Source organism: Neisseria sp. P0018.S001 (genome assembly GCF_051957355.1).
In the GTDB taxonomy this organism is placed as follows: domain Bacteria; phylum Pseudomonadota; class Gammaproteobacteria; order Burkholderiales; family Neisseriaceae; genus Neisseria; species Neisseria subflava_A.
This window is the reverse complement of record NZ_JBQCWN010000003.1, coordinates 117233-143056: the sequence shown is the minus strand read 5'-3', so window position 1 is coordinate 143056 and position 25824 is coordinate 117233. Positions and strand designations below refer to the sequence as shown.

Sequence of the window (25824 nt, the reverse complement as noted above, 5' to 3'; positions counted from 1 at the left end):
TTGGTCAAAGGCTTTGTGCAATAAACTTTTCAGATAACCGCTCTATTCAATAAGGCCGTCTGAAAGCCTGAATCCGTATTTGATTTATGTTTTTAAAGCGCTTTTTAAATTAAAGGCCGTCTGAACGTGTAGTTTCAGACGGCCTTTAATTTTACCAATTCACGCGGACAGCCCTGCTGCCGAGCAATGTTTCCAGTTCGTCAAACAAGGCGGTGCTTGGCGTTACCATCCATTTTGGCGCAATTTTCAATTTGCCTGATGCTTTGCCGTTGCTGTACGACAGTTGCAGCGGGATGTGCGACGTGTCGGGCAGGCGGTGGGCGGTGAGGATGGCGGCGAGGCGTGCAATGTCGTGACCGGGGGCGAGGGCGAGGCTGAGGCTGCGGGCGTAGCGTTCGCGCGCCATTTGCAGGGTCATGACTTGGTTTGCCATGATTCGCAGTCCGTCGCCGCCGCCGTAGTCGTCGCGGCTGACTTTGGATTCGATAATCAGCACTTGGTCGGACTTGAGGTAGTCGGCGCAGTTTTCCAGCGTGTGGCCGCTGACCATGATTTCAATCTGCCCGCTCAAATCTTCAAGGCTGACAAAGGCGATTTTGCCGCGTTTGCCCATCATGGTGCGCACGGCGGTAACGAATCCGGCGAGGCGCACGCTGTCTTGCGGTTTCAGACGGCCTAATTTGGTCGGGGCGATTTGTCGCACTTCTTGCGCATACGGGCCGAACGGGTGGCCGGAGAGGTAGAAGCCGATGACGGTTTTTTCTTCGGCGAGTTTTTCCGATTCGCTCCACATGGGGGCATCGACGAGCTGCACCGGTTCGATGGCGTCTTCCATCATGTCGAAAAGCCCGCCCTGATTGGCGTTGGCGGCTTTTTGGTCGGCGTTGTTCATGGCAAGGTCGATGTTCGCCAAGAGCATGGCGCGGTTGGGTTCGATGCTGTCGAACGCGCCGCCGCGTATCAGGGCTTCGAGGGTGCGGCGGTTCATGTGTTCTTTGCCGACGCACTCGCAGAAGTCCAAGAGGCCGGTAAACTTGCCGCCGCTTTGCCGCGCGGCGATGATGGATTCGACGGCGGCTTCGCCCGTGCCTTTAATCGCGCCGAGTGCGTAGCGGATTTTCATGTTCGGATACGGCGTGAAGCGGTAGTCGGATTCGTTGATGTCGGGCGGCAGGAACTCGATGCCGTTGGCGCGGCAGTCGTCGTAGAAATGTTTGAGCTGGTCGGTGTTGTCCAATTCAGACGACATGGTTGCCGCCATAAATTCGGCAGGATAATGGGCTTTGAGCCATGCGGTCTGGTAGGAAATCAGGGCGTAGGCGGCGGCGTGGGATTTGTTGAAACCGTAGCCGGCGAATTTTTCCATGTAGTTAAAGATTTCGTCGGATTTTTCGCGCGAAATCCCTTGTTTGGCCGCGCCTTCAGCGAAGATTTCGCGGTGTTTCACCATTTCTTCGGGTTTTTTCTTACCCATGGCGCGGCGCAACAAGTCTGCACCACCGAGTGAGTAGCCGCCGATAATCTGCGCCGCCTGCATCACTTGTTCCTGATACACCATAATCCCGTAAGTCGGCGCAAGGATGCCTTCGAGCAGCGGGTGGATGTATTGGAATTCCTGTCCCTTCATACGCGCGACGAAGTCGGGGATGTTGTCCATCGGGCCGGGGCGGTAGAGCGATACGAAGGCGATGAGTTCTTCAAACTTGGTCGTGTGCGCCGTTTTCAGCATTTTTTTCATGCCGGTCGACTCGAACTGGAAGACGGCGGTGGTGTTCGCATCGCGGAAGATTTGGTAGGCGGCCTGGTCGTCAAGCGGAATCTTGCCAACATCGACGATATCGCCGGTGGTGTTTTTGATGTTGTTCTGCGCCATTTCGATAATGGTTAAGTTGCGCAGACCCAAAAAGTCGAATTTCACCAAACCCACGTCTTCCACGTCGCCCTTGTCGTACATGGATACGGGCGAGGCGGATTCGTCCGCTTGATACACGGGGCTGTAATCGGAAATCTTGCCCGGTGCAATCAACACGCCGCCTGCGTGCATACCCAAACCGCGTGTCAAATCTTCCAGCTTTTTCGCCAGCGTAATCAGTTCGTCTGCTTCTTCCGCTTCGATTAATTCCTGAATTTGCGGTTCGGCCTCCATGGCTTTTTCCAAACTCAGGGGTTTGTTGGCTTCTAACGGAATCAGCTTGGACAGTTTGTCGCACAGCATGAACGGCAGTTCCAGCACGCGTCCCACGTCGCGGATGACCGCTTTGGACGACATCGTGCCGAAGGTGACAATCTGGCTGACCGCCTCCGCGCCGTATTTCTCGCGCACATATTCAATCACACGGCCACGGTTTGCTTGACAGAAATCCACGTCGAAGTCGGGCATGGAGACGCGTTCAGGGTTTAAGAAACGCTCGAACAGCAGCGCGTATTTGAGCGGATCAAGGTCGGTAATCTTCAATGAATACGCCACCAGCGAACCTGCACCCGAGCCACGACCCGGTCCTACCGGACAGCCGTGTGTTTTCGCCCAGTTGATAAAGTCTTGTACGATAAGGAAATAGCCGGGGAATTTCATCTGGATGATGATGTTCAACTCAAAATCCAAACGTTCCTGATATTCCGGCATTTTTGCCGCACGCTCCGCCTCGTCGGGATAAAGCTGAACCATGCGTTCTTGCAAGCCTTCGTTGGAGAGCTTGATCAAATAATCATCCAGCGACAGGCCGTCTGGAGTAGGGAAGAGCGGCAGGAAGTTTTTGCCCAATGTGATGTGCAGATTGCAGCGTTTGGCAATTTCTACTGTGTTTTCGAGGGCTTCAGGCAAATCGGAGAAACGCTCCAGCATCGTTTCCGGCGGAATGAAAAACTGGCTCGGCGTGAAATCGCGCGGACGTTTCTTGTCCGTCAGCACCCAACCGCCCGCGATGCACACCCGCGCCTCGTGCGCGTTGAAATCGTCGCTGCTCATAAACTGGGTCGGATGCGTCGCCACTACCGGCAAACCCAGTTCCTCCGCCAGCTTCACGCTGCCGGAAACGCAAGCCTCCCATTCGGGGCGTTCGGGCAGGCGTTGCAACTCTAAATAAAACGCATCGGGAAACCACGCCGCATACTTCAACGCTGCCGCCCGCGCCGCTTCTTCATTGCCGTTCAATAGATTCACGCCCACTTCGCCGTAATGCGCGCCGCTCAAACAAATCAAGCCGCTGTTGTCGCCGTTTGCCAGCCATTCGGGGTTGAGTTCCGCATGATGGATATTGCGGTCTTTGCCGACATAGGCCTCCGTCAAAAGCTCGCTCAAGCGCAGATAGCCCGCATCGTTGCGGATAATCAGCATGGCGCGAAACGGCTTGTCGGGCGCATTCGGATTGCCTATCCACACGTCCGCCGCGCCGATGGGCTTAATCCCTGCACCGCGGCAGGCTTTATAGAATTTCACCAAGCCGAATTCGTTCATCAAATCGCTGATGCCCAAAGCAGGCAAACCGTATTCCTGCGCTTTGGCAATCAGTTTTTTAATCCGCACCATACCGTCGGTAATCGAGAATTCGGTATGCAGGCGCAGGGGGATGTAGGTCGGCTCGGTCATGGCAAAATCGGCGTGAACAATAAAAGGCGTATTGTAGCAGGGTTGGCAGCTAAAGGCCGTCTGAAAACCAAATGTAATGGGGTTGGATAAAGCAAATAAAACAGAAGGGGGCTTTCTTTCAGACGGCCATGTTAAAATATCGACATTATTGAAAAGGATTGAATGATGGAAGCAACCGTCTATCTTGAAGACAATGAATACATCGCTTTATGCGACCTGTTGAAACTGGCCGGCCTTGCCGAAAGCGGCGGACAGGCAAAAGCATTTATCGCCGAAGGGCTGGTGTTGCGCAACGGCGAAACCGAAACCCGTAAAACCGCCAAAATACGCGGCGGCGAAGTGATTGAATTTGACGGCGCACGCTTGGAAATTGCCGATGGATACGACCCTGAAGAATAAAGCCGAAGCCATCTTGGGCGAGCCGCTTTTAGACGAACCTGTCCGTCCCGAATCGTGGGAATGTTGCGGCAGCGAGTGTGGCGATGCCTGTATCCAGACAATGTATTGGGCGGAAAAAGCACGCTATGATGCGCAACAGCGGAAATTGAAAGAAGCGGGTTGGACTGATGGCGAAGATGAGGCAAAGGCCGTCTGAAAAAGGTTTAGTTGAATAAACCCATGCTTTTTAAGAATTTTTACTGATACGTCGTTGTTTTTAGTTTGCGATAAGAAAATAAAAAAACGCAATAAAAAAGGGCATGTGCATACATACCCTTTGGAAGAGAGATAAAAAACGGCATTGTGCAAAACAAATGACGGAATAAGATTTGCGGTTGGTCAACTCATCTCATTCCGCCTTGTTTTACAATCATTCAGGCGATGCTTCGCCTGCAAGATTCTCGATTTCTTCGCGATGCGCGTCAAACCATGAACCAACCACTTGATTGACTTCGTCCATGCCTTGTTTTTTCAGGCTGGAGAACAGTTGAACGCTGATTTTTTGACGCTCGGTGTAGGGTTTGAGTGATTTTTTTACCGCCGCCAAAGTTTTAATCTGGTCGTTTTTAGACAGCTTGTCTGCTTTTGACAGCAGGATATGCACAGGACGGCCGGTGATGTGGAAGAAGTCCAGCATTTGAATGTCTAAAGCCTTGAGCGGATGGCGCGAGTCCATAATCAGAATCAGGCCGATCAGTTGGCGGCGTTGTTGCAGGTAGTCGCCCAAGAGTTTGACCCAGTGCGCACGGATGGCCTCCGGTACTTGCGCGTAGCCGTAGCCGGGCAAATCGACCATGAAATTGCCGTTTTCCAGTTCAAAGAAATTGATGTGTTGGGTGCGGCCCGGTGTTTTGGAAACATAGGCAAGGCGCACATGATTAGTTAAAGTATTGATGGCGCTAGATTTGCCGGCATTGCTTCGGCCAACAAAGGCAATCTCGGCCGGCGTGTCGGGCAGGTCTTTCAAATGGTTGACCGTTGTAAAGAATTTGGCGTTTTGAAAAAGGTTCATCAGTATTTCCTTGCATGGAAACAAAACTGCAACATCATAATTTGTATCGGGCATTTATGTTGCAGCAGTTTGGTAATTTGAGTAGTAATTTAATGTAAACTTGGTATAGAATAGCACGTTTATAGAATTATCGGTTTTAATCGGGAAAATTCCCCGGTATTTGAGTATAAAAAAGGCATTGACGCGGTACGCAATGCTGTAATCAGGAGCACTCCATGAAACGATTGACTTTATTGGCCTTGGTATTGGCTGCCGGTGCGGTTTCCGCTGCCCCTAAAGCAGATGCTGAAAAAGGCAAACAGGTAGCGACTACTATCTGTGCGGCGTGTCACGCAGCCGATGGTAACAGCGGTATCGCAACTTATCCTAAACTGGCAGGTCAGGCTGCGGCCTACACCTACGGCCAAACCATGGCCATCAAAGACGGTACCCGTACCCACGGTGCTGCCGGTGTGATGAAACCGATGGTGATGAACTTGTCCGAACAAGACATCCGCGACGCTGCCGCCTACTACGCCAAACAACAAGGCAAACCGGGCGAAGCCAATCCTAAAGAAAACCCAGAGCTGGGCGCGAAAATCTATCGCGGCGGCCTGAGCGCTAAAAAACTGCCGGCATGTATGTCTTGCCACGGTCCTAGCGGCGCAGGTATCCCTGGCGGCGGTACTGAAATCCAAGCCTATCCTCGTCTGGGCGGCCAACACAAAGCTTACGTTGTCGAGCAAATGAAAGCTTACCAATCCGGCCAACGCAAAAACGCCATCATGGCCGATATTGCCAACCGTCTGAGCGAAGAAGAGTTGAACGCAGTAGCCAACTTCATCCAAGGTTTGCACTAATTTCGTTTTGAAACGAGCTTATTGATACAGGCCGTCTGAAAACCCTTCAGACGGCCTTAGCCAATATAGGCCGATAAGCCTGATTGTTTTTTTCAAATAGCGACAGAAAGATTTTTACTACAATATGCAGTATTCTTCCTTTCGCATCACACGTCATTGCAGTCCGTTCTACCGATCGGGTTGCCCCAAGCCGACATTTGAGACATGAGTAAATCTTCATCATCCGTCCCACTTATCCGTAGACCATGGTTTGCCTTTTTCAGCTCCATGCGCTTTGCCGTTGCCCTGCTTAGCCTGTTGGGCGTGGCTTCGATTATCGGTACGGTCTTGCAACAAAATCAGCCACAAGTTGATTATTTGGTGAAATTCGGCCCGTTTTGGTCGCAGATTTTCGGCTTTTTGGGCCTGTACGACGTGTATGCCTCGGCGTGGTTCGTTGTCATCATGATGTTTTTGGTGATTTCCACCGGATTGTGCCTGATTCGCAATGTTCCGCCGTTTTTGCGCGAGATTCGTTCCTTCCGTGAAAACGCGAAGGAAAAATCACTGGCGGCAATGCGCCATTCCATCGTTTTAGACGGACAGGTAACGCCCGAAGTTGCGCAACGTTATTTGGAAGTGCAGGGCTATGGCTGCAAAACCGTTACGCGTGAAGACGGTTCGGTTTTGGTGGCGGCGAAAAAAGGTGCGATGAACAAATGGGGCTATATCTTTGCCCATGCCGCGCTGATTGTAATTTGTTTGGGCGGTTTGATAGACAGCAATATCCTGCTGAAAATCGGCATGCTCACCGGCCAAGTCGTGCCGGACAATACGGCGGTTTACGCCAAAGACTTTAAGCCCGAAAGCGTGTTGGGAGAATCCAACCTGTCGTTTAGGGGCAATGTCAATATTGCGGAAGGGCAGAGTGCGGACGTGGTGTTTCTGAATGCGGATAACGGCATGCTGGTGCAAGACCTACCGTTTTCGGTCAAATTGAAGAAATTCCATATCGACTTTTACGATACCGGTATGCCCCGCGATTTTGCCAGCGACTTGGAAATAACGGACAAGGCGACCGGCAAAGTCAGCGAACACACCATCCGCGTCAACCATCCTTTGACGCTGCACGGTATTACGGTTTATCAGGCAAGTTTCGCCGACGGCGGCTCGGACTTGACGTTTAAAGCGTGGAATCTGGCTGATGCCGACCGCACTCCGGTCAAACTCAAAGCGACTTCCATGCGCGAGTTTCCGCTGGATTTGGGTAAGACCTCTTATAAACTGGAATTCGACCAGTTTACTTCGATGAACGTCGAAGACATGAGCGAACCGTCTGAAAAAGAGCAAAACCTGAAATCCGCCATCAATGATGTTCGCTCCGTCCGTCAAGAAGGCAAAAAATACACCAATATCGGCCCGTCTATCGTTTACCGCATCCGCGACAAAGCAGGGCAGGCGGTCGAATATAAAAACTATATGTTGCCGGTAAAGCAAGATGAAGACTATTTCTTCATTACCGGCACGCGCAGCGGCTTGGCGCAGCAATACCGCTGGTTGCGCATTCCGATGGATAAAAACGGCCAAATCGACACCTTTATGGCTTTGCGCCAATATTTGAAAGACGATGCGGCACGCCGTAAAACCGTTGCCAACGCCGTTAAAGGCGCGCCTGCCGAAATCCGCGAGCAATTCATGGCGGCGGCGGAAAATACTTTGTCGATTTTTGCCAAAGGCGGCTATTTAGCTTTGGACGAGTTTGTTACCACCAACATTCCGAGAGAGCAGCAGGAAAAAATGCAGGGCTATTTCTACGAGATGCTCTATGGCGTGATGAACGCCGCTTTGGAAGACACGATCAGTACATACAACCTGCCGGCTTGGCCGCAAGACGAAAAGCGCAACCGCTTCCTGCTGCATGCAATGGACGCGTACACCGGTTTGACCGAGTATCCTGCGCCGATGTTGCTGCAATTGGACGGCTATTCCGAAGTGCGCTCTTCCGGATTGCAGATGACCCGTTCTCCGGGGGAATTCTTGGTGTATTTGGGTTCGGTATTGCTGGTGTTGGGCACGGTGTTTATGTTCTATATCCGTGAAAAACGTGCTTGGCTGCTGTTTTCAGACGGCCGTATCCGTTTTGCCATGTCTTCCAGCCGCAACGAACGCGACTTGCAGAAAGAATTTCCGCAACACACACGGCAATTGCAGCAGCTTGCCAAGGATTTAAACCATGAATAACAAATATCAGGCCTTGCCCGAGCATGAGCTTCTGACACACAAATCATTTATCCGAAACCTCAACCTTTTCGACTGGGCATTTGCGCTGCTGATTGCAGTCGGTGCGTTTATTGCCCAAACCCAGGCCGGTCTGCACATGGACATCTACGAAATGGTGATTTTGTGGGTGAGTGCTGGTATTGCCGTTTTTCTGGGTTGGTTTTTCAAACCGATGCGCTGGTTTATCCCTTTGGGCGTGTGCTTGGCGTATTTGGCCGTTGATTTGTATGGCGGCAACATCAAACACGCAGACGGCTTCTTGCTCAAATACCTGTTAAGCAGCCAGTCGGCGATTATGTGGCAATGCGCGTTTGTGTTCTTTGCCTTGTTTGCCTATATAGTCGGCGCGATAGCGGCGGTGCGCAAAAATGTGCCGTCCAATACGCTTTTGGGCATGGGTACCGTGTTTGCGTGGGTCTCCGCGATGGCAGGCTTTGTCGGTTTGCTGGTACGCTGGCATGAAAGCTATCTGCTGCGTCCCGATGCCGGCCATATTCCAGTTTCCAACCTTTACGAAGTATTCATCTTGTTCTTGGTCATTACGGCGCTGATGTACCTCTATTACGAAGGCCGTTTTGCCGTACAAAAACTGGGTGGCTTCGTTTTCAGCTTTATGGCGATTGTGGTCGGATTTGTCTTGTGGTACAGCGTTTCACGCGAGGCGCATACCATTCAGCCGCTGATTCCTGCTTTGCAGTCTTGGTGGATGAAAATCCACGTTCCGGCCAACTTTATCGGCTACGGCGCATTCTGTATCGCCGCCATGCTGGGTATTGCCGAACTGCTGGCACTCAGAAAAGAAAATGCAGGAAAAAAATCATGGCTGCCGCAATCTCAAGTCATTGAAGAAGTGATGTACAAAGCGATTGCCGTCGGTTTCCTGTTCTTCACCATTGCCACCATCCTCGGCGCATTGTGGGCAGCCGACGCGTGGGGCCGCTATTGGAGCTGGGACCCGAAAGAGACTTGGGCATTCATCGTTTGGCTGAATTACGCGGTCTGGTTGCATTTGCGGCTGGTGGCAGGCTGGCGCGGCAAAGTGTTGGCTTGGTGGGCGGTTATCGGCCTGGTCATTACCGCCTTTGCCTTTATCGGCGTGAATATGTTCTTGAGCGGCCTGCACTCTTACGGCACTTTGTAAACCGCTTATTCTGCACTTTATTTCAGACGGCCTTTTTCCGTTTTCGGAGAAAACGCCGTCTGAATCGTTTTTAATCATTTTTTCAGACGGCCTCAAACCATGTTGGTATTAGGAATTGAATCATCTTGCGACGAAACCGGCGTTGCGCTCTACGATACCGAGCGCGGCCTGTTGGCGCATCATTTGCACACACAGATGGCGATGCACGCCGAATACGGCGGCGTTGTTCCCGAATTGGCCAGCCGTGACCATATCCGCCGTGTGGTGCCGTTGACGCAAGGTTGCTTGAAGGAAGCAGGCGTAGGCTATGCCGATATTGACGCTGTTGCTTTTACGCAAGGTCCGGGCTTGGGCGGCGCATTGCTGACCGGTTCAGGCTTCGCCAACGCTTTGGCATTTGCCATCGGCAAGCCCGTTATCCCAGTTCACCATCTTGAAGGCCATTTGCTCTCGCCCTTGTTGGCAGACGACAAGCCTGAATTTCCATTTGTTGCTTTGCTGGTGTCGGGCGGACATACGCAATTTATGGCTGTACGCGGTATCGGCGATTACACCTTGCTGGGTGAAAGTGTGGATGATGCGGCAGGCGAGGCATTTGATAAAACAGCCAAGCTCTTGGGCCTGCCTTATCCCGGCGGTGCCAAATTATCCGAGCTGGCCAAACTCGGTACGCCTGATGCCTTCACATTCCCACGCCCCATGCTCCATTCGCACGATTTGCAGATGAGCTTTTCCGGTTTGAAAACAGCCGTTTTGACCGCTGTCGAAAAAGTCTGTGCTGAAACCGGAAGCGATGAAATTTCGGAACAAACACGCAACGACATTTGCCGCGCTTTCCAAGATGCGGTAGTTGACGTATTGGCGGCCAAAGCCAAAAAAGCGTTGTTGGATACCGGCTTCAGAACTTTGGTGGTTGCCGGCGGCGTGGGTGCAAACTGGAAACTGCGCGATGAATTTTCGCGCTTAACCGTCAAAGTGCCGTCTGAAAAAGGCAAACCCAAACCGCAGGAAGAAAAAATCAATGTTTATTTCCCGCCGATGGCATACTGTACCGACAACGGCGCAATGATTGCCTTTGCCGGTGCGATGCGTCTTGCCGAGCGTCAGGCTGTCGGCGCATTCAATGTCAAACCGCGCTGGCCGCTGTCGGATATTGTGAAGCAGGGTTGATAATTAGACTGTTTCGGTGCAATGAAAGGCCGTCTGAAAACCTAAAGACAGGGTTTTCAGACGGCCATTTAACTAAATGGATTTATGTTGTGAAGTCTCTTTGTAAACAAAGGAATACCGGTTATCCCGGAATTTCGATTTTGGTTTCCGTTTTCGCGAAATTCATTACAAATTGGCTTTTGAAATTGCGTACTCTGTTGACGGAAGTGAGCACGCGGCGCGTGAAGGCGTGATAAGCGGGCATATCGGTGCAATGCACCAACAGCAAGAAATCATAATTGCCGGAAATTTCATAACACCCGACAACTTGCGGCTCGCGCTGCATACTGCGTTCAAATGCTTCTTGCACATCATGGTACTGGCGTTCGAGGTCAACTTGGACAAAGACGCTAATGTTCAAACCGACTGCCTGCGGCGAGACGATGGCGGCTTGGCGGAGGATGACGCCTTGTTCGGTCAGGTTTTTGATGCGCCGCTGGCAAGTGGCAATCGACGAATGCACTTGTGCGGCCAATTCTTTCAGCGGAATGTCTGCACGTGTTTGGAGAATGTTGAGGATATTGCGGTCGAGTTTGTCCAGCTCCATTTCAGACGGCCTTTGAATGTAATATTTTTTGATTTTTTAATCATAATAGAAAAATTATCGTTGTAATATAAAAAAATATGAGAAATTTTTTCACACATTTTCTTTACAATATCAATATTGATTTATTGAGGAAGGCCGTCTGAAATGACGAATTTATCCAAAGGTTTGCTGGCGGCCATAACGTCCAATGTGTTGTTTGCCATGCTGTTTCTGTACGGCGTATGGATGCAGCCGATGAGTGGCACAGAAATTTTCGCGTGGCGTATGGTGGCGATGTTGTCGGCTTTATGCGTGCTGATGACGATGGTCAACGGTTGGCGGGCGGCGGCGCGGTTTGCGAGCAATATCGGCCGCGATTGGAAGCGGTGGCTATTGATTGTATTGCCGACGCCGATATTTGCCAGCCAGTTGTGGCTGTTTGTCTGGGGGCCGGTCAACGGGGAAGGGGTAAACATCGCCATGGGTTATTTCCTGTTTCCTTTGGCGATGATGCTGGGTGGACGGATTTGGTTTAAAGAGCGTTTAAACCGATTGCAGACGGTTGCCGTTGCGTTGGCGTGTGCAGGCGTGGCATGTGAATTGGTACGGTCGGGTGCGTTTTCGTGGACGACTGTATGGGTGTTCGGCACCTATCCGTTTTATTATCTGCCACGCCGAAAACTGGGTGTGCCTTCTTTAATCGGTCTGACTTTTGATTTGATGATGATTACGCCATTTGCGTTGGCGTATATTATATTTGCAACGGATACGCCGGCGATGATTGCGGCCAAACCGGTTTTAATTTTCTTTATTGTGTTGCTAGGCTTCAATAGCGCAATATCTATGCATTTGAATTTGAAGGCGAGTCAGTTGTTGCAGGTTGCGGTGTTCGGCATGTTGAGCTATTTGGAGCCTGTATTGCTTTTTATTGTGTCGATTGTATGGCTGGGTGAGCCGGTGCAAAAAGGCGCATTGATCGGCTATGGCCTGATTTGGTCGGGATTGTGCGTGATGATTGTCAATGGCTTGTTGGGAATGAAGAAAGAAAAGAAATTGGCTAAAGCTTGATGATAGATTGAGGCCGTCTGAAAAATGGGTTGACCAATATTTTCAGACGGCCTTTGATATTGAAAGGGATGTATCGGATACGTCCCTTTTGTTTTACCAGCTTTGGGCAATACGGTCGGCTTCTTGCAGGCGTTCGACTGTGCCGACGTCCAACCAAAGGCCGTTGTGGTGTTCGCCGCTGATTTGGCTTTGGCTCATGGCCTGACGTAACAGAGGGGCAAGTTTGGCAGCCTGATGCGCCGGGGTATCTTTGAAAAGTGCGGGATGATAAACGCCCACGCCGCTGAAAGTTAGGGCTTGGCCGTCTGAGGATGAGGCGGATACCAGGCCGTCTGAAAGCAGGCCGAAGTCGCCTTCGGGGTGATGGGGCGGATTGTCCACCAGCCACAAATGGGCGAGAAGGTTGTGTTCCTGCATACGCTGGGCAGCCAGTCGTGCAGCTTGGAAATCAATGTCAGTCAACACATCGCCATTGACGACCAAAAACGGCTCGTCGCCCAAAAGAGGCAGGGCGGTGGCAATGCCACCGGCGGTTTCCAGGCCTCCGGCGAGTTCTGGAGAATAGGCAATGCGCACGCCGTAGTCCGAACCGTCTTTCAAGGTGTCTTCGATTTGCTGGCCAAGCCAGGCATGGTTGATGACGATTTCAGTAAAGCCGGCCTTCCGCAGGCGGCGTAAGTGCCAGCCGATAAGCGGCATGCCTGCCACTTCGAGTAAGGGTTTTGGCGTGTGGTCGGTCAGCGGGCGCATGCGTTCGCCGCGACCGGCGGCCAATATCATTGCTTTCATGGGTGTGCCTATAATGTGTGAAACAGAAAAAGTCTCAGGCCGTCTGAAAAAATGAAACCGATGTTTCAGACGGCCTGAGACCTTTATTTATGCCAAAGATTTGAATTGCCTACGAAAATACAGCAATGCCGGTGCCTGCGTGTCGGTATTGCGGATTTCGTTGAGCTGAACGAAAAAGACGTAATGCGTGCCGATTTCGCGTTGATCGACAATGCTGCCGTGCAGGTGCGCCAGCGCACCTTCGACTTCAAGCTGTCCGGTTTGTCCCCTGTGCCAAATATGGTATTCGAAGCGTTCTTCGGGCGAGAGGTCGGTCAGTCCGGCAAAGTGTTCAGCAACATCCTGTTGGCTGTCGTTGAGCGTGTTGATGCACAAGTCACGGTTGCCTTGCAGGATGGGAATGATGGCGGATTGGCGGTTGATGCACAGCATGACCGTCGGCGGCTCATCGGTAATGGCAGTTACGGCAGTCATAGTAATGCCATAGCGTCCCGTTTCGCCGTCTGTCGTGATAACGTGTACGCCGGCGGCACAGGAGGCCATGGCATCTCGAAATGGTCCCTTGAGTGTGTGTGTTGAGTCTGTCATCCGACTTTCTTTATTTTAATGCCTGTTCGATTTTTGCCAGCTCTGCCAAGAGTTCTTTGAGTTGTGCCATTTTTTCTTTGGACAGAACTTTTTCAATCGCATCGTAGCGTTCGTCAACCAATGCACCGATGGATTCATAGAGTTTCTCACCTTCGGGCGTTAGTTTCAGATAAACACGGCGTTGGTCGTTGGAAGGCTTCAGGCGAACGGCCAAACCTGCTTTTTCCAGGCGAGTCAGAATGCCGGTCAGGCTGGGGCGAAGGATGCAGGCCTGATTGGCCAAATCTTGAAAGTCGAGTGTGCCGTTTTCCGCTAAGAGCCGGATGATACGCCATTGCTGGTCAGTAATATTGGCTTGGTTCAGAATAGGGCGGAATTGGGTCATCAATGCTTCCCGTGCCTGAATCAGACCGATATTGATAGATGCATGTTTAGATTGGTTGGGCATTACTAAGTCTCCGGTGTTATCAAAAATCAAACCGTTGAAGCGTGAGGTAGATTGATAAAGGCGAATATTGCTGTTTTAAGGCTGCCATCGGCAGCCGGGTCTATGGGAACAAAAGCATCACTGCCACGATATTAGATGAGAATCTCTAACAGTTTGTTTTGATAATAATGTTTCCAATTGTTCTTATGGTTATATCTTAGTCTATTTTCTTTATAATCTCAACAAAATGATATGTTATTGGGAAAGAGATAGTTTATTTATTTATGAAATTGAATTGTTTGAATGTATTCAGGTGAAATTATTCTTTAGATTTCCTATTTTTAGTGGATTTTCAATGAATTTAGCTGAAGATATTTGCCAAGTAAATTCTGATTTTTAATCCGATATAACTGGAAAGTCCGGATGTGTGATGAATCATTTTGCCATCTTTTAATATGATAATGGTTGGTGTGACGGCTATGTTCCATTTTTGAGCCATCAGGCCGTCTGAATCGTTGAAGTTTGGAAAGGATAGATTGTTTTGTTGCATATGGTGGGTAATGTCCGCGTCACTTCCGGAGCGCAAGGCTACGCCCAATGTTGGGATATTGTCTTGGTGCAGTTTTTCTATGGTTGATGATGTGTATGAACAAATACGACACCAGCTGCCCCAAAAATAAACGACGGCAACCCGATTTTGGCTGAAGGATTGGAGGGAAGTGGTTTGACCATTGGTTAAAGTCAGTGTTTGTGCTGCCGACTGCAAAGGTTGGTCAGGTTTGCGCACCCAGTCGACAATCAGGGATAAGAAGATGAAGATAATCACAGCCTGAAGCAATGATTTGGCGTAGTGGAGCAGGGTTTTCGTCATATATTGCGGGGATATTGTATTGTTGTTTTATAAATGAAAAAAGCCTTGCAAAGCAAGGCCTTTTGATTCGATTCTGAAAACGTATTAACGTTTGGAGAATTGTTTTGCGCGACGTGCTTTGCGCAAACCAGGTTTTTTACGTTCAACTTCACGAGCATCGCGAGTAACGAAGCCTGCTTGAGACAGGGCTGGTTTTAGAGCTGCATCGAAGTCGATCAGGGCGCGGGTGATGCCGTGACGGATAGCGCCGGATTGACCGGTTTCGCCACCACCGGTTACGTTAACTTTGATGTCGAAAGATTCGGCATTTTCAGTCAAAACCAGAGGTTGACGTACAACCATGCGGCTGGTTTCACGTGCGAAAAATTCGTCAACGGGGCGGCCGTTTACGATGATTTGGCCGGTACCTTTAGTCAAGAATACACGAGCCACTGAACTTTTGCGGCGGCCTGTGCCGTAGTAGTATTTACCGTTCATGTCGTGTCCTTATTATTTCAGTTCCAAAACTTTAGGTTGTTGTGCAGCGTGGCCGTGTTCGGCGCCGGCGTACACTTTCAGTTTTTTGATCATGGCGTAGCCCAGAGGACCTTTAGGCAACATGCCTTTTACGGCTTGTTCCAAAGCGCGGCCAGGGAATTGCTCTTGCATTTCACGGAAAGTACGCTCGTAGATGCCGCCTGGGAAACCAGAGTGACGGAAGTATTTTTTGTCTTCGAATTTAGCACCGGTCACGCGCAGTTTGTCTGCGTTGATGACGATGATGTAGTCGCCGGTATCAACGTGAGGGGTGTATTCGGGTTTGTGTTTGCCGCGCAGACGGTGTGCGACTTCGGCTGCGACACGACCCAGAACTTTGTCTTCTGCGTCAATGACGAACCATTCGCGCTTCACCTCGTGGGGTTTTGCAGAGAAGGTTTTCATGGTTGGAATCCAGATATATATAGAAAGTTATGGATTTTAAAGAGGAGATTGGTTTTTGTCAATCTTAATCGAACGTGTTTGATGCATGAATATGCGGTTTTTTCAGACGGCCGGAAATCTTTACGAAAGTCTTTACTTGGAAAGGGAAAAGCCACACCTGTCGGTATGGCTTTTTTAGGGAATCCCCACGAGTGCCGTTCAGGCTGAATCCGCTTGAACCTTGCTGACAAGGCGGTCACCTCGGGTAGTTTCGGGTGCGTCCGATAAACGGACGCTCGCGCCCACTACAGCTCCCGGCAACCTAAAGCGAACGTATTGGTTCAAAGGAATGTATGCCTTCGCGAACACCGCAGGGAAAAGGGGAAATCAGTTTTGCTCCAAGCGCGCCAGTGCTTTTTGGCACGCGTTGTTCATGTCGGTTATTTTACGCTCAAATTCACCAATTGCCAAATCGTCGTTGAGGGTGGTTTTCAAGAGGTCGTGTACGACGTTGAGGGCTGCCATGACGACGATTTTGTCCGTGCCGACGATGCGGCCGCTTTCTTTAATCGCGTCGCTTTTTTTGTTGAGCATTTCAACGGCTTGCAGCAGGGTGGTTTTTTCTTCACTCGGCGTGTTGATGGTGAAGTTGACATTCATGATGTCGAGATTGACTTGTTCGATACTCACGGGGCATCCTTTTATTGTTGTGTTTCTTGGGGCAATCGGGCAATGAGGCTGCGGATTTGGTCTGCACTTTGTGCCAGCGCGTTGCGGTAGTTTTCTTTTTCGGCAGTCAGGTTGTCAATTTTGCTTTGCAGGTCTTCTTTGAGTTTGCCGACTTGAACCAGCAAGGCTTCGCTGAGTTCGTCAATGGCAGCGTCGTGTTGGTGTTTTTGTTGCTCTTGCTCAAGTTTGAGTCTGTCGATTTCTTCGTTGAGGCGGCGGTTTTCTGAAACCAGTGTTTCAAATTTTTGGACAAGTTGGTAAACGTTGATTTCCAGATTGTTCAGTGATTGGTTCATGTATTTCCCTTCAGACGGCCTTATGGCCGTCATATTGTGCGTCAGGCCGTCTGAACGGCAGACGGCGCGACCGTTTATTCGAAGCGCGCACTTCGTTCCATCAGTCGTTCAACGACTTGCTGCGGGGTCATTTCTTTGCGGATGAGTTGCAGCAGGGTTTGAGTGATGGGCATATCGATTTGGTATTTGGCGGCGGTGTTGAAGACTTCTTCAATGGTGCTGACGCCTTCGGAAACGTGGCCGATTTCGACAAGCACTTGATGCAACTCTTTGCCTTCTGCGAGGCCGAGGCCGACGCGGCGGTTGCGCGAGAGTGCGCCGGTACAGGTCAGGATAAGGTCGCCGATGCCTGCCAAGCCCATCATGGTTTTGGGTTGTGCGCCCATGGCGATGGCAAGGCGGGTGATTTCGGCAAGGCCGCGTGTTACTAAGGCTGCGCGTGCATTGAGGCCGTATTCGAGGCCGTCTGAAAGGCCGGTGGCAATCGCCATGACGTTTTTAACGGCACCGCCCACAGCGACGCCGATGACGTCGGTGCTGCCGTACAGACGCATCACGTTGGTGTTCAGTTGGGCAGTGGTTTCCTCCACCCAGTCTTTGTTTTCGGAAGCAAGCACGACGGCGCAAGGCAGTTGGGCTGCAAGTTCTTGGGCAAAGCTCGGACCTGAGAGAACGCCGATTTTTTTATTGTTAGGCAGGACTTCTTTCAGTACTTGGAAAGTCAGAAGGCCGGTATCTTGTTCAAAACCTTTGCAGGCGGCGAGAACGGGAATATCGGCGGCGTTATGCTGTTTGAGCAGCTCGGCGCTGCTTCTGAGTCCGGCTACGGAGGTCACGATCAGGGCAAGTTGGCTGTCTTTCAGCGCTTCGCCCAAATCGGCATGAGCGGTCAGGGACTCAGGGAAAGGGAAGCCGGGCAGGCCGCGTTTGTTTTGGCGTTCTGCTTGCAGGGTGCGGATTTGGTCGGGATTGCGTGTCCAAAGGGCAACTTCATTGTTGTGGTGCGCAAAGTGCAACGCGAGAGCTGTACCCCACGAACCTGCGCCGATGACGGTAATTTTCATGTTTCTCTTCCATATGGGAACGGGGCTTACTTTAAAACAAACGGCTTTGGGGTGCAAGGGCGGCGTTTGTGAAAAATTTTTTGTGCCGTTTAAAAAGCCTTAGGCCGTCTGAAAGTTCAGACGGCCTGCTTCGGTTTATGATTTATTGTTACCGGAATGGTAGGCATCGTAGGCGTAGTAGTCGTAGCTGTTGTTGGCTTCGCGCTTCATGCCGTTGAGGACGACACCTTTGATGTTGATACGGTTTTGTTTGAGGCGTTCAACGCTGGCCTCAAGCTCTCGTGCACGCGTGTGTGCATAACGGCTTATCATCAGGACGGTGCCTGCATGTTGGCCGATGATGACGGCGTCGGTCACGGCCAATACAGGCGGCGTGTCCAAGATGACGTAATCGTAGCGTTGGCGCGCGTGGGCGAGCAACTCGTTGAAACGTTTGTCCATCAAAAGCTCGGATGGATTGCTAGGATAGCTGCCGCTGCTGATGAGGTGGAGGTTTTCAATGCCGGTCTCTTGTACGGCTTTGGCCGGAGCCGCTTTGCCGTTGAGGATGTCAGACAAGCCGAACTCGGGGGTAAGGCCGAAGAGTCGGTCGAGGTAGCCTTTGCGCATATCGGTATCGATAAGCAGAACGCGTTTGCCTGACTGCGCCATTACGGTGGCGAGGTTGGCGGAGATAAAGGATTTACCTGCTTCAGGCGCGGCACCGGTAATCATGAGGATGTTGTTAGGCGCGTCCAGCATGGAGAAGTAGATATTGGTGCGCAGGGCGCGGATGGCTTCTACGGCAGTATCGGCGCGGTCTTCGCTGGCCAGCAGATAGTTGGAACGGCCGCCGGTTTTTTTGAATTTGCTTTTGAAGAAGTCGCGTTTTTGCTGGGTTTTGGAGTGCGGAACAAGAGCGACGACTTCCAAATTGAGGTTTTCGATTTCTGCAGATGACGTAATGCCGTTTTTCATGCGGTTGCCGATCATGAGCCACAAAGCGGTCAATGAACCTGCGGCAAGTGCGCTCAGGAGTGTGATGACGGCTTTACGCGGTGCAACGGGGTTTTCAGGGACATAGGCATAATCGACGATGCGGACATTACCTTGCGCGCTGGCTTTCATGATGTTGAGTTCTTGTTGTTTGCTCAACAGTTGGACGTAGGTAGCCTGGTTGGTTTCTACGTCGCGGGTCAGGCGGATAACTTCTTGTTGGGTATTCGGCAACTCGGCGATTTGTTGATTAATTTTGTTTTTAGCGCGCTCGAGAACGGCAAGTTTGTCCAATACGGCTTTATAGGAAGGGTGTTCCGGCGTGTACAGCTCGGCTAAGCCTGCTTCTTCGGTTTTGAGCAGGGTAATTTGGGTTTCGATGCTGGTCAGGCTTTCCAATGCGCCTTTGGACTCGAGTGGAATGTCGAGAGAGCCTGATTGTTGGCGGTAGGCATTGAGTTTGTTTTCAGCGTCTTGCAAGGTTTCTTTCAAGCGTGGCAATTCTTCGCTGATGAAGGCCAAACCGCTGGATGCAACTTGGACATCGCGTTCACGGTTTTGCGCAACGTAGTTGTCGGCAATGCTGTTGAGGATGACGCTGGTACGTTTAGGGTCGGTGCCGGTAAAGGCAAGGTTGATGATGGGGCTAGTTTTACCTTTGCTGATAACAGCCAGTTTGTTTTGGATGTTTTCGATGGCGCTGATGCGGGAGAACTTGGTCAACGCAAATTCTTGACCCGGATTGGCCAGTATTTGATCGATTTTGAGGGTGGTGTGATTGTTGATTTTCAGAGGCACGCCGACCTTGCCTTCGACGACGCGTTTGTCAGGCAGGGTAAGGGTATAGGCCTTGTTGCTTTTGGCGGTCAGCGTGAAGGTTTTGTTGAACCATTCGTCTTGTACGGTAAAGCTGCCGACGGTCAATTTAGGATCGGGGTCGCCGCTAATGTTGTGCATCAGGCTGCCGATAACGGGTGTGTATTTGGCTTTGACTTCTTGGTCAAGCTGAAGGTCATCGACGGTTTTACCCAGCACCAAGCGTGATTGAACCAGCTCGACTTCTGCTTCAGACGGCGTGGTTTGGTTGTTGAAGATGCTGTTGATTTCGGTCAGGATTTGGTTTTGTCGCGTTTCAATTTCCAGCATGGCATCGGCACGGTATTGCGGAGTGGATGCCAGGCTGAAGGCTGCGCCAAGAACGCCGCCTGCAAGCAGGGCAGCGAGGATTTTGTATTTATTTGTCCAAATTACGCGCAGCTGTTGGCCGAAGTCGATGTCGTCGTTGTCTGCGCTGTAAGGTATGTAGGTCGTTTTTTTCATTGCTTGCTTTCTTGTTCATGCCGGTTTTATACCGGTTGAGTTTTTCCGTTTAGTTTGGTTTTCCAAGTGTCTGCGGCAGCATTGAGCTGTTCAAAAACGGCTTCAAACATTTCGCTGCTTTGTTTGTATGGGTCAGGTACGGTTTTTTTAGGTAACCATTGGGCAAACAGCATGGTTTTGCTGCGTGCCGGCGAATGGATGTCGGCTACCATATCGATTTGACTGGGCTCCATCACAAGAATCAAATCGGCCTGCTCGCACATTTGTGCGGTCAGCTGGCGTGCCGTATGGCCTGCAACGATAACGCCGTGTTTGAGTGCGGTTTTAATGGCTTGGAAATCGGCATCCTTCCCTGCCAGTGCTTTTATGCCGGCGCTGCTGATTTGATGGCCGGGTAGTTTTTTCTGCATGATCCGCTCTGCTGTAGGGGAGCGGCAGATGTTGCCTAGGCAGACGATGAGTATGTTGTGGTACATGATATTGTTTTCGGTTTATGGTCTGAAAAAAGCGTGAGTCAGACTATAAGATACTGCTTTTCCGTTTGTGCGGTGTGTACGGCTTTTGTATGCCGTTTATGTAATTGGTTTGGATTGTGTGTAATTTTGTATCCTGCTGTCAAACAAGGGTCTGACAGCAGGAACCACTGCTTATTTAAACGTATTGTCGAGGGTGTTGACGTTGCTGATGGAGTTGGTAATTTGTGACATTACGCGGTTCCAACGGGTAACCGGGGCGGCGGTAACGTAAACGGTATCTTCCGAACGCAGTTTGAATTCGCTGCCCAGTGCGTAAGAAGTCGCATCTTTCAGGTTGAGCTGATAGATGTGGATAGGTTTGGCCGCATCTTCTGGTGCGCGGCGGATCACGAATACGCCGGTTGCATCAGCATAGTTTTGGTTCATGCCGCCGACTTCGCCGAGCGCTTGGGTCAGGTTGAGGCCGTGATTGCCGATCGGCAGAGTGGCTTGTTTGCCGACTTCACCCATGATGTAGATTTTGTTGTTGCTGCTGTTAGGAACGTAAACGATGTCGCCATGGCTGAGAAGATGGTTTTGCGACATATCGCCGTATTGCAGCATGTCTTGCAGGGAGAGGGTGCGGTCGACGCCGTTGTGCGTCCATTTGATGTGTTGGGTGTCGGCACTTTGGGTGACGCCGCCTGCTTGGTTGATGGCATCCAAAATGGTCATCGGGATATTGGTAATCGGCAGCTGACCTGCTTGGTTGATGGCACCGGATACTGAAATACGTTGCGAACGGAATTCGGTAACGTTGATCGCTACTTGAGGATTTTTAATGTAGCGTTTCAGAAGGCTGGTTAGGGTGTTTTGCAATTCGTCCAAAGTTTTGCCTTTGGCTTGAATTTTGCCTGCCAATGGATAAGTAATATAACCGCCCTCATCTACCCAGGCACCGCGGCTGACTTGGTTGGTTTGCGGGTTGCTTTGCTGGATAGGGGAGTTGAGGTCGGAGTGCGCCCAAACCATGATATTGAGGACGTCGCCGCTGCCGATGCGGTAGCGGTAAGCACTTTTTCTTTGCTCCAAACCTTGGTTGTTTTGGGAAAGTACAGGCGGCTTGCGCATTTTTTCAATCAGGTTGGGTGTGATGGGGTAAACGGCAACGCGGCTGTCGAGGTTGGTATCGGCTGCGGTGTCGGTATCGGTGTAAACAATGGTTTTGGTTCTGGTTTTGATGGTTGAACCAGGAATGACTGTCGTGCTGTTACAGGCAGTCAGTGCTAATAGAGTAAGCAGGGAGAGTGTTTTTTTCATGTAGTAGTCCTTGCGGGATGGTGTCTGGGCTGTCTGAAAATGTTCAGACGGCATTATTGTTTTGTTGCCAAACCAAGTCGCAGATACCGTCTTTAGGTACGAAGCCTGTCGGTGCGCGTAACAGAAGCTGGCGCAGGCTGTTTTGGTCGCTTTGGAGACAAGCAGTTTCGAGTTCCGACAGTATGTCAGATAATTGCGTCCATGGAAGCATTACTTCACTGGCGGTCATAATACGGGGATGAGTGGTTTTTTGCACCTCATCACCGATGAGCAGTTCTTCATAAAGTTTCTCGCCCGGGCGCAGGCCGGTAATCTTGATTTCGATGTCGCCGTGTGGGTGTTGCTCGTCTTTCACTTTGAGGCCGCTGAGGACAATCATTTGACGGGCAAGGTCGATGATTTTTACGGATTCACCCATGTCGAGGACGAATACGTCGCCACCTTTACCCATTGCGCCGGCTTGGATAACCAGTTGCGCCGCTTCGGGAATCGTCATGAAGTAGCGGGTAATGTCTTGGTGGGTCAGGGTAATCGGGCCGCCTTCGGCAATTTGTTTTTCAAATACGGGGACAACGGAGCCGGACGAACCCAATACATTGCCGAAACGCACCATGCAGAAGCGTGTTTTTTGCTCCGGCTCGGCGGCAAGCGCTTGCAGGCAGAGTTCGGCCATGCGTTTGCTGGCGCCCATGGTGTTGGTCGGACGGACGGCTTTGTCGGTGGAAATCAAAACAAAGGTGGAAACGCCCGCATCTACGGCAGCCTGTCCGCAGCAGAGTGTGCCGAACACGTTGTTTTGAATGCCTTCGATGGTGTTGAACTCGACCATAGGGACGTGTTTATAGGCCGCGGCATGATAAACGGTGTCGACGTGATAGGCCTTCATGATGCTGCTAAGGCGTTCTTTGTTTTGAACCGAACCCAAAAGCGGTACGACTTCGACTTGGCTGCCTTGCGCGGCTTGGGTTTCGCGCAATTCTTTGTCTATGCTGTATAGGGCAAATTCGGACAATTCAAACAACAGCAGTTTGGTCGGACGGCAGTTGAGAATCTGACGGCAAAGTTCGGAGCCGATAGAGCCGCCTGCGCCGGTCACCATCACGACTTTGTCGCTGATGTCGGCACTCATTAATTCAGGGCGCGGTGTCACAGGGGCGCGGCCGAGCAAATCGACCACAGAGATTTTTTTCAATGAGCTGACGTTGATTTTGCCGTCCACCAAATCCTTCATGCCCGGAATGGTCAGGACTTCGCATTTGTATGCTTCGAGGCGGCGAATGATGTCTTTGCGTTCTTCAGGCGTAGAACTTGGAATCGCCAGCAGAATTTTGCGGACGCCGTAACGGCTGATCAGCATCGGGATTTCGTTGGGGTTGTAGACGGCAAGGTCATAGATGACGGTACGTTGGATTTTTGGGTTGTCATCGACAAAGGCGATGGCCGAATATTCGTTAACCTGTTTGATGGCTTCCAACAACTGGCGGCCGGATTGGCCTGCGCCGTAGATGATGACGGGGGTCATCTGTTTACGGTGATGGTCGGTCAGAATAGCGCGCAGGATCATGCGCGAGCTGGTCACGCCGACCACCAAGACCAAGAAATAGACGATAGGCAGGGCAAGGTGTAGTTTTTGCTCAAAAATCAGGGTGGTCAGGCAGAACAAGACCGCTGAAATGATGCTGCCGAATGCGGCGGCGGTCAGGACGCGGATGCTGACGAAGCGTGTTACGGCGCGATAGAGGCCAATACGGATGAAAAGGATGATGGTCAGCACAGCGGTGCTGCCGAAAGCCAGCCAGTTGGCGATACTCAACCATTCGTCGGAATATTGCACTTTGAGGCTTTGGGCAAACCAAAACGCCACGAATATCATCAAGATATCGTGGATGACGAAGAAGGTTTTTTTAAGGTTGCGCGGCAGAGCCAGCAGGGTTTCCAAGTTCATTTTATATTTCTTGTGTCTGAGTGTTGTAATGTGGCTTGGTACGGATTGTTTGAAGCAGGCTGTTTTATTTTTTCAGACGGCCTGAAGTTGCAGGCCGTCTGAAAATGATTATGACGTGGCTTCAGTCAATACGGCTTCGATGTTTTCTTTGCAGAACGCAATTTCTTCATCGGTCAGGGTTGGGTGCACCAAGAACATCAGGCTGGTATCGCCCAACTCGACAGCGTTTTTCAAACGCTCTTTCGGACGCCAAGGCGTGTCGTCGAAGGCTTTTTCTAAATACACTTCGGAGCAACTGCCTTGATAGCATGGGACTTTGCGCGCGATCAGTTCGTTGACGATGCGATCGCGTGTCCAGCCGTCTTTCAGGTGTTCGGGTTTGACGAAAACGTAGAACTTGTATTGCGCATGTTCAATGTAGTCGGCAACTTCAACCAAACGGATGCTGGCAAATTTGCCCAAGCTTTCAGCCAGTTTGGCGGCGTGAGCTTGACGGCGGGCAGTCCATTCGGGCATGCGTTTGAGCTGGATGCGGCCGATGACCGCCTGCATTTCCATCATGCGCCAGTTGGTGCCGAAGCTTTCGTGCAACCAGCGGAAACCGGGTGCGTGTTCGCGGTTGTACACGGCATCGTAGCTTTTGCCGTGGTCTTTGTATGACCACATTTTGCTCCACAACTCTTTGTCGTTGGTGGTTACCATGCCGCCTTCGCCGCCGGTGGTCATGATTTTGTCTTGGCAGAACGACCAAGCGCCGACGTGGCCGATAGAGCCGACGGATTTGCCTTTGTATTTTGCACCGTGCGCTTGGGCGCAGTCTTCGATAACCCACAAGTTATGTTCTTTTGCCAACGCCATAATGTCGTCCATTTCGGCCGGCATACCGGCAAGGTGAACCACGATGATGGCTTTGGTGTTTGGCGTCAAAGCGGCTTTGATGGTTTCGGCGCTGATGTTTTGGCTGTTCAAATCGACATCGGCGAACACAGGATTTGCATCGGCGGTCACGATACATGACGCGGAAGCCAAGAAAGTGCGCGAAGTGACAATCACATCATCGCCTTGGCCGATGCCCATTGCTTTGAGGGCTACGTCCAAAGCCAATGTACCGTTGGAAAGGGCGACGGCGTATTGTGTGCCGACAAAAGCAGCAAATTCTTTTTCAAATTCGCGGCATTCGGTGCCCGTCCAATAATTGACTTTGTTGGACAGCAGGGCTTTGGAAACGGCATCGGCTTCTTCTTGAGTAAAGCTTGGCCATGGGGAGAGTGATGTATTAAGCATTTGTTTTTCCTGCGAAAAGACTGGTTGAGCCTTTGGGGGCGATTTCTTCCAGCAGTTGGCGGTTGATCAGGGTGTATTTCTGACCGTTGATTTCGACGTATGCGCCGTCGTAAGGCGGGAACCAAAACGCACGGATTTTTTTCTCCACATCGTCGCCGTCGCGGATTTGCTTCATGGCTTCCATCTCATCACGGCTGACGTAGCGGCCACCGATGTTTGGCGTAGTCGGCAATTTGGTTTTTGACTCGATGGCGCGGGTGATGATGCGTCGCGCGAAATCTTCCAATGCCTGCATGGTTTTGCGTTCGAGAGATTGGGCGGTTTCTGTTTCAGCTTCGATAGGGAAACGATCCACTTCGATGATTTCGCCGGTATCGATGGAAGCATCGACGTAGTGGGCGGTATTGCCCCATTCGTTCAGCTCGTCCATGATGGCCAGATTGTAGCCGCCCGTGCCTTTGTATTCGGGTAACAGCGCAGGGTGGAAGTTGATCGTGCCTAAAGTCGGAATGCTCAGGAATTCATCACGCAGCTTGCGCCAGTAAAGGACGGACAAGCCCAAATCGTATTTCAGACGGCCTTCTCGCATTGCTTCCAAAGCCGTATCGAAGGTGTACAGGGGTAAGCCCAATTCCTGCGCGGCAGCCGTGGTCGGCGAGCCTTGCAGATGGCTGTCGGTCAAGACACCGACGATTTCGATATGGTCTTGTTTGGTCAAAAAACGAAGCAGGTTGGCGGAAACCTGTTTACGACCCATAAATAAGATTTTCATGGAGAAATGTC

25 protein-coding genes and 1 other RNA gene are annotated in these 25824 nt (G+C 51.1%); 7 read left to right on the top strand and 19 right to left on the bottom strand.

Annotation, left to right across the window (positions count from 1 at the left end; translation table 11 throughout):
* Positions 1 to 151 precede the first annotated feature (151 nt).
* Positions 152 to 3586 (bottom strand): DNA polymerase III subunit alpha, encoded by a 3435-nt coding sequence (dnaE, locus tag ACTHTJ_RS03505; protein ID WP_440360758.1) that lies wholly within the window; start codon positions 3584 to 3586, stop codon positions 152 to 154.
* Positions 3587 to 3751: 165 nt separating this feature from the next.
* Here dnaE and ACTHTJ_RS03500 point away from each other — a divergent pair, with 165 nt between their 5' ends.
* Both ACTHTJ_RS03500 and ACTHTJ_RS03495 read left to right on the top strand, forming a co-directional pair.
* A complete protein-coding gene (locus tag ACTHTJ_RS03500) occupies positions 3752 to 3985 on the top strand; it encodes an RNA-binding S4 domain-containing protein (protein WP_002221492.1) in 234 nt (77 codons plus the stop codon).
* Positions 3963 to 4181 (top strand): hypothetical protein, encoded by a 219-nt coding sequence (locus ACTHTJ_RS03495; RefSeq protein WP_036492735.1) that lies wholly within the window; start codon positions 3963 to 3965, stop codon positions 4179 to 4181. Before ACTHTJ_RS03500 ends, ACTHTJ_RS03495 begins: the two co-directional genes overlap by 23 nt.
* A gap of 213 nt (positions 4182 to 4394) precedes the next feature.
* Here the strand turns inward: ACTHTJ_RS03495 and yihA are convergent, their stop codons facing one another.
* The gene (yihA, locus tag ACTHTJ_RS03490) at positions 4395 to 5036 is read right to left on the bottom strand and encodes a ribosome biogenesis GTP-binding protein YihA/YsxC (protein ID WP_070607212.1); all 642 of its coding nucleotides are present in this window, start codon (positions 5034 to 5036) and stop codon (positions 4395 to 4397) included.
* Between the two features lie 215 nt (positions 5037 to 5251).
* Between yihA and ACTHTJ_RS03485 the strand changes: the two genes are divergently transcribed.
* The 4 genes from ACTHTJ_RS03485 (at position 5252) to tsaD (ending at position 10445) form a co-directional block, all read left to right on the top strand.
* Positions 5252 to 5875, top strand: coding sequence for a c-type cytochrome (locus ACTHTJ_RS03485; protein WP_003684518.1), 624 nt, complete (start codon positions 5252 to 5254; stop codon positions 5873 to 5875).
* Positions 5876 to 6142: 267 nt separating this feature from the next.
* Positions 6143 to 8095, top strand: a complete 1953-nt coding sequence (locus tag ACTHTJ_RS03480; protein WP_440360771.1) for a cytochrome c biogenesis protein ResB — start codon at positions 6143 to 6145, stop codon at positions 8093 to 8095.
* Positions 8088 to 9275 (top strand): c-type cytochrome biogenesis protein CcsB, encoded by a 1188-nt coding sequence (ccsB, locus tag ACTHTJ_RS03475; protein WP_440360759.1) that lies wholly within the window; start codon positions 8088 to 8090, stop codon positions 9273 to 9275. The genes ACTHTJ_RS03480 and ccsB overlap by 8 nt, the downstream gene beginning before the upstream one ends.
* 99 nt (positions 9276 to 9374) lie before the next feature.
* Positions 9375 to 10445, top strand: a complete 1071-nt coding sequence (gene tsaD / locus ACTHTJ_RS03470; protein WP_440360760.1) for a tRNA (adenosine(37)-N6)-threonylcarbamoyltransferase complex transferase subunit TsaD — start codon at positions 9375 to 9377, stop codon at positions 10443 to 10445.
* A gap of 121 nt (positions 10446 to 10566) precedes the next feature.
* On the opposite strand, the gene ACTHTJ_RS03465 is transcribed toward tsaD, so the two are convergent.
* Positions 10567 to 11031, bottom strand: coding sequence for an Lrp/AsnC family transcriptional regulator (locus ACTHTJ_RS03465; protein ID WP_293198558.1), 465 nt, complete (start codon positions 11029 to 11031; stop codon positions 10567 to 10569).
* Positions 11032 to 11175: 144 nt separating this feature from the next.
* Between ACTHTJ_RS03465 and rarD the strand changes: the two genes are divergently transcribed.
* Positions 11176 to 12078 (top strand): EamA family transporter RarD, encoded by a 903-nt coding sequence (gene rarD, locus ACTHTJ_RS03460; protein WP_070584678.1) that lies wholly within the window; start codon positions 11176 to 11178, stop codon positions 12076 to 12078.
* A 93-nt stretch (positions 12079 to 12171) separates the two neighbouring features.
* Here rarD and murU read toward each other — a convergent pair whose 3' ends face one another.
* The 16 genes from murU to ACTHTJ_RS03380 all read right to left on the bottom strand — a co-directional run bounded on the left by murU (position 12172) and on the right by ACTHTJ_RS03380 (position 25813).
* On the bottom strand, positions 12172 to 12867 hold the full coding sequence (gene murU / locus ACTHTJ_RS03455) for an N-acetylmuramate alpha-1-phosphate uridylyltransferase MurU (protein ID WP_070713729.1): 696 nt from the start codon (positions 12865 to 12867) through the stop codon (positions 12172 to 12174).
* 87 nt (positions 12868 to 12954) lie between these two features.
* Entirely contained in the window at positions 12955 to 13455 is a 501-nt protein-coding gene (gene hpaC, locus ACTHTJ_RS03450) for a 4-hydroxyphenylacetate 3-monooxygenase, reductase component (RefSeq protein WP_070584680.1), read from the bottom strand.
* Between the two features lie 10 nt (positions 13456 to 13465).
* Complete coding sequence (hpaR, locus tag ACTHTJ_RS03445) at positions 13466 to 13903, bottom strand: homoprotocatechuate degradation operon regulator HpaR (RefSeq protein WP_003684610.1); 438 nt, start codon at positions 13901 to 13903, stop codon at positions 13466 to 13468.
* A gap of 340 nt (positions 13904 to 14243) precedes the next feature.
* Positions 14244 to 14753 carry a protein disulfide oxidoreductase gene (locus ACTHTJ_RS03440; protein ID WP_070584682.1) on the bottom strand — a complete coding sequence of 170 codons (510 nt, stop codon included), beginning with the start codon at positions 14751 to 14753 and terminating at the stop codon, positions 14244 to 14246.
* 84 nt (positions 14754 to 14837) lie between these two features.
* Positions 14838 to 15230, bottom strand: coding sequence for a 30S ribosomal protein S9 (gene rpsI / locus ACTHTJ_RS03435; protein WP_003681515.1), 393 nt, complete (start codon positions 15228 to 15230; stop codon positions 14838 to 14840).
* Positions 15231 to 15242: 12 nt separating this feature from the next.
* Positions 15243 to 15674 carry a 50S ribosomal protein L13 gene (gene rplM / locus ACTHTJ_RS03430; protein ID WP_003684605.1) on the bottom strand — a complete coding sequence of 144 codons (432 nt, stop codon included), beginning with the start codon at positions 15672 to 15674 and terminating at the stop codon, positions 15243 to 15245.
* A gap of 178 nt (positions 15675 to 15852) precedes the next feature.
* A non-coding RNA gene (gene ssrS / locus ACTHTJ_RS03425) (6S RNA) lies at positions 15853 to 16033 on the bottom strand.
* A 7-nt stretch (positions 16034 to 16040) separates the two neighbouring features.
* Positions 16041 to 16343, bottom strand: a complete 303-nt coding sequence (locus tag ACTHTJ_RS03420) for a cell division protein ZapA (protein WP_070584685.1) — start codon at positions 16341 to 16343, stop codon at positions 16041 to 16043.
* Positions 16344 to 16354: 11 nt separating this feature from the next.
* Complete coding sequence (locus ACTHTJ_RS03415; protein WP_039864236.1) at positions 16355 to 16678, bottom strand: hypothetical protein; 324 nt, start codon at positions 16676 to 16678, stop codon at positions 16355 to 16357.
* A 74-nt stretch (positions 16679 to 16752) separates the two neighbouring features.
* The gene (locus ACTHTJ_RS03410; protein WP_070584687.1) at positions 16753 to 17742 is read right to left on the bottom strand and encodes an NAD(P)H-dependent glycerol-3-phosphate dehydrogenase; all 990 of its coding nucleotides are present in this window, start codon (positions 17740 to 17742) and stop codon (positions 16753 to 16755) included.
* A gap of 135 nt (positions 17743 to 17877) precedes the next feature.
* Positions 17878 to 20037 carry a polysaccharide biosynthesis tyrosine autokinase gene (locus ACTHTJ_RS03405; protein WP_070584689.1) on the bottom strand — a complete coding sequence of 720 codons (2160 nt, stop codon included), beginning with the start codon at positions 20035 to 20037 and terminating at the stop codon, positions 17878 to 17880.
* 26 nt (positions 20038 to 20063) lie between these two features.
* A complete protein-coding gene (locus ACTHTJ_RS03400; protein WP_070584690.1) occupies positions 20064 to 20513 on the bottom strand; it encodes a low molecular weight protein-tyrosine-phosphatase in 450 nt (149 codons plus the stop codon).
* A 171-nt stretch (positions 20514 to 20684) separates the two neighbouring features.
* Entirely contained in the window at positions 20685 to 21812 is a 1128-nt protein-coding gene (locus ACTHTJ_RS03395) for a polysaccharide export protein (RefSeq protein WP_070584692.1), read from the bottom strand.
* A 43-nt stretch (positions 21813 to 21855) separates the two neighbouring features.
* Complete coding sequence (locus ACTHTJ_RS03390) at positions 21856 to 23757, bottom strand: polysaccharide biosynthesis protein (RefSeq protein ID WP_070584694.1); 1902 nt, start codon at positions 23755 to 23757, stop codon at positions 21856 to 21858.
* 108 nt (positions 23758 to 23865) lie between these two features.
* Positions 23866 to 25041: a DegT/DnrJ/EryC1/StrS family aminotransferase gene (locus tag ACTHTJ_RS03385; protein ID WP_070584696.1), complete on the bottom strand. Its 1176-nt coding sequence runs from the start codon at positions 25039 to 25041 to the stop codon at positions 23866 to 23868.
* Complete coding sequence (locus ACTHTJ_RS03380) at positions 25034 to 25813, bottom strand: methionyl-tRNA formyltransferase (RefSeq protein WP_070584698.1); 780 nt, start codon at positions 25811 to 25813, stop codon at positions 25034 to 25036. Before ACTHTJ_RS03380 ends, ACTHTJ_RS03385 begins: the two co-directional genes overlap by 8 nt.
* Positions 25814 to 25824 lie beyond the last annotated feature (11 nt).

Coding starts and splice junctions, on each gene's coding strand:
- ACTHTJ_RS03385 (WP_070584696.1), bottom strand. CDS start 25,041: ATGCTTAATACATCACTCTCCCCATGGCCAAGCTTTACTCAAGAAGAA.
- ACTHTJ_RS03415 (WP_039864236.1), bottom strand. CDS start 16,678: ATGAACCAATCACTGAACAATCTGGAAATCAACGTTTACCAACTTGTC.
- tsaD (WP_440360760.1), top strand. CDS start 9,375: ATGTTGGTATTAGGAATTGAATCATCTTGCGACGAAACCGGCGTTGCG.
- hpaC (WP_070584680.1), bottom strand. CDS start 13,455: ATGACAGACTCAACACACACACTCAAGGGACCATTTCGAGATGCCATG.
- ACTHTJ_RS03410 (WP_070584687.1), bottom strand. CDS start 17,742: ATGAAAATTACCGTCATCGGCGCAGGTTCGTGGGGTACAGCTCTCGCG.
- ACTHTJ_RS03500 (WP_002221492.1), top strand. CDS start 3,752: ATGGAAGCAACCGTCTATCTTGAAGACAATGAATACATCGCTTTATGC.
- rpsI (WP_003681515.1), bottom strand. CDS start 15,230: ATGAACGGTAAATACTACTACGGCACAGGCCGCCGCAAAAGTTCAGTG.
- yihA (WP_070607212.1), bottom strand. CDS start 5,036: ATGAACCTTTTTCAAAACGCCAAATTCTTTACAACGGTCAACCATTTG.
- hpaR (WP_003684610.1), bottom strand. CDS start 13,903: ATGCCCAACCAATCTAAACATGCATCTATCAATATCGGTCTGATTCAG.
- murU (WP_070713729.1), bottom strand. CDS start 12,867: ATGAAAGCAATGATATTGGCCGCCGGTCGCGGCGAACGCATGCGCCCG.
- ACTHTJ_RS03495 (WP_036492735.1), top strand. CDS start 3,963: ATGGATACGACCCTGAAGAATAAAGCCGAAGCCATCTTGGGCGAGCCG.
- ACTHTJ_RS03480 (WP_440360771.1), top strand. CDS start 6,143: ATGCGCTTTGCCGTTGCCCTGCTTAGCCTGTTGGGCGTGGCTTCGATT.
- ACTHTJ_RS03395 (WP_070584692.1), bottom strand. CDS start 21,812: ATGAAAAAAACACTCTCCCTGCTTACTCTATTAGCACTGACTGCCTGT.
- rplM (WP_003684605.1), bottom strand. CDS start 15,674: ATGAAAACCTTCTCTGCAAAACCCCACGAGGTGAAGCGCGAATGGTTC.
- rarD (WP_070584678.1), top strand. CDS start 11,176: ATGACGAATTTATCCAAAGGTTTGCTGGCGGCCATAACGTCCAATGTG.
- ACTHTJ_RS03465 (WP_293198558.1), bottom strand. CDS start 11,031: ATGGAGCTGGACAAACTCGACCGCAATATCCTCAACATTCTCCAAACA.
- ACTHTJ_RS03485 (WP_003684518.1), top strand. CDS start 5,252: ATGAAACGATTGACTTTATTGGCCTTGGTATTGGCTGCCGGTGCGGTT.
- ACTHTJ_RS03405 (WP_070584689.1), bottom strand. CDS start 20,037: ATGAAAAAAACGACCTACATACCTTACAGCGCAGACAACGACGACATC.
- ccsB (WP_440360759.1), top strand. CDS start 8,088: ATGAATAACAAATATCAGGCCTTGCCCGAGCATGAGCTTCTGACACAC.
- dnaE (WP_440360758.1), bottom strand. CDS start 3,586: ATGACCGAGCCGACCTACATCCCCCTGCGCCTGCATACCGAATTCTCG.
- ACTHTJ_RS03400 (WP_070584690.1), bottom strand. CDS start 20,513: ATGTACCACAACATACTCATCGTCTGCCTAGGCAACATCTGCCGCTCC.
- ACTHTJ_RS03380 (WP_070584698.1), bottom strand. CDS start 25,813: ATGAAAATCTTATTTATGGGTCGTAAACAGGTTTCCGCCAACCTGCTT.
- ACTHTJ_RS03440 (WP_070584682.1), bottom strand. CDS start 14,753: ATGACGAAAACCCTGCTCCACTACGCCAAATCATTGCTTCAGGCTGTG.
- ACTHTJ_RS03390 (WP_070584694.1), bottom strand. CDS start 23,757: ATGAACTTGGAAACCCTGCTGGCTCTGCCGCGCAACCTTAAAAAAACC.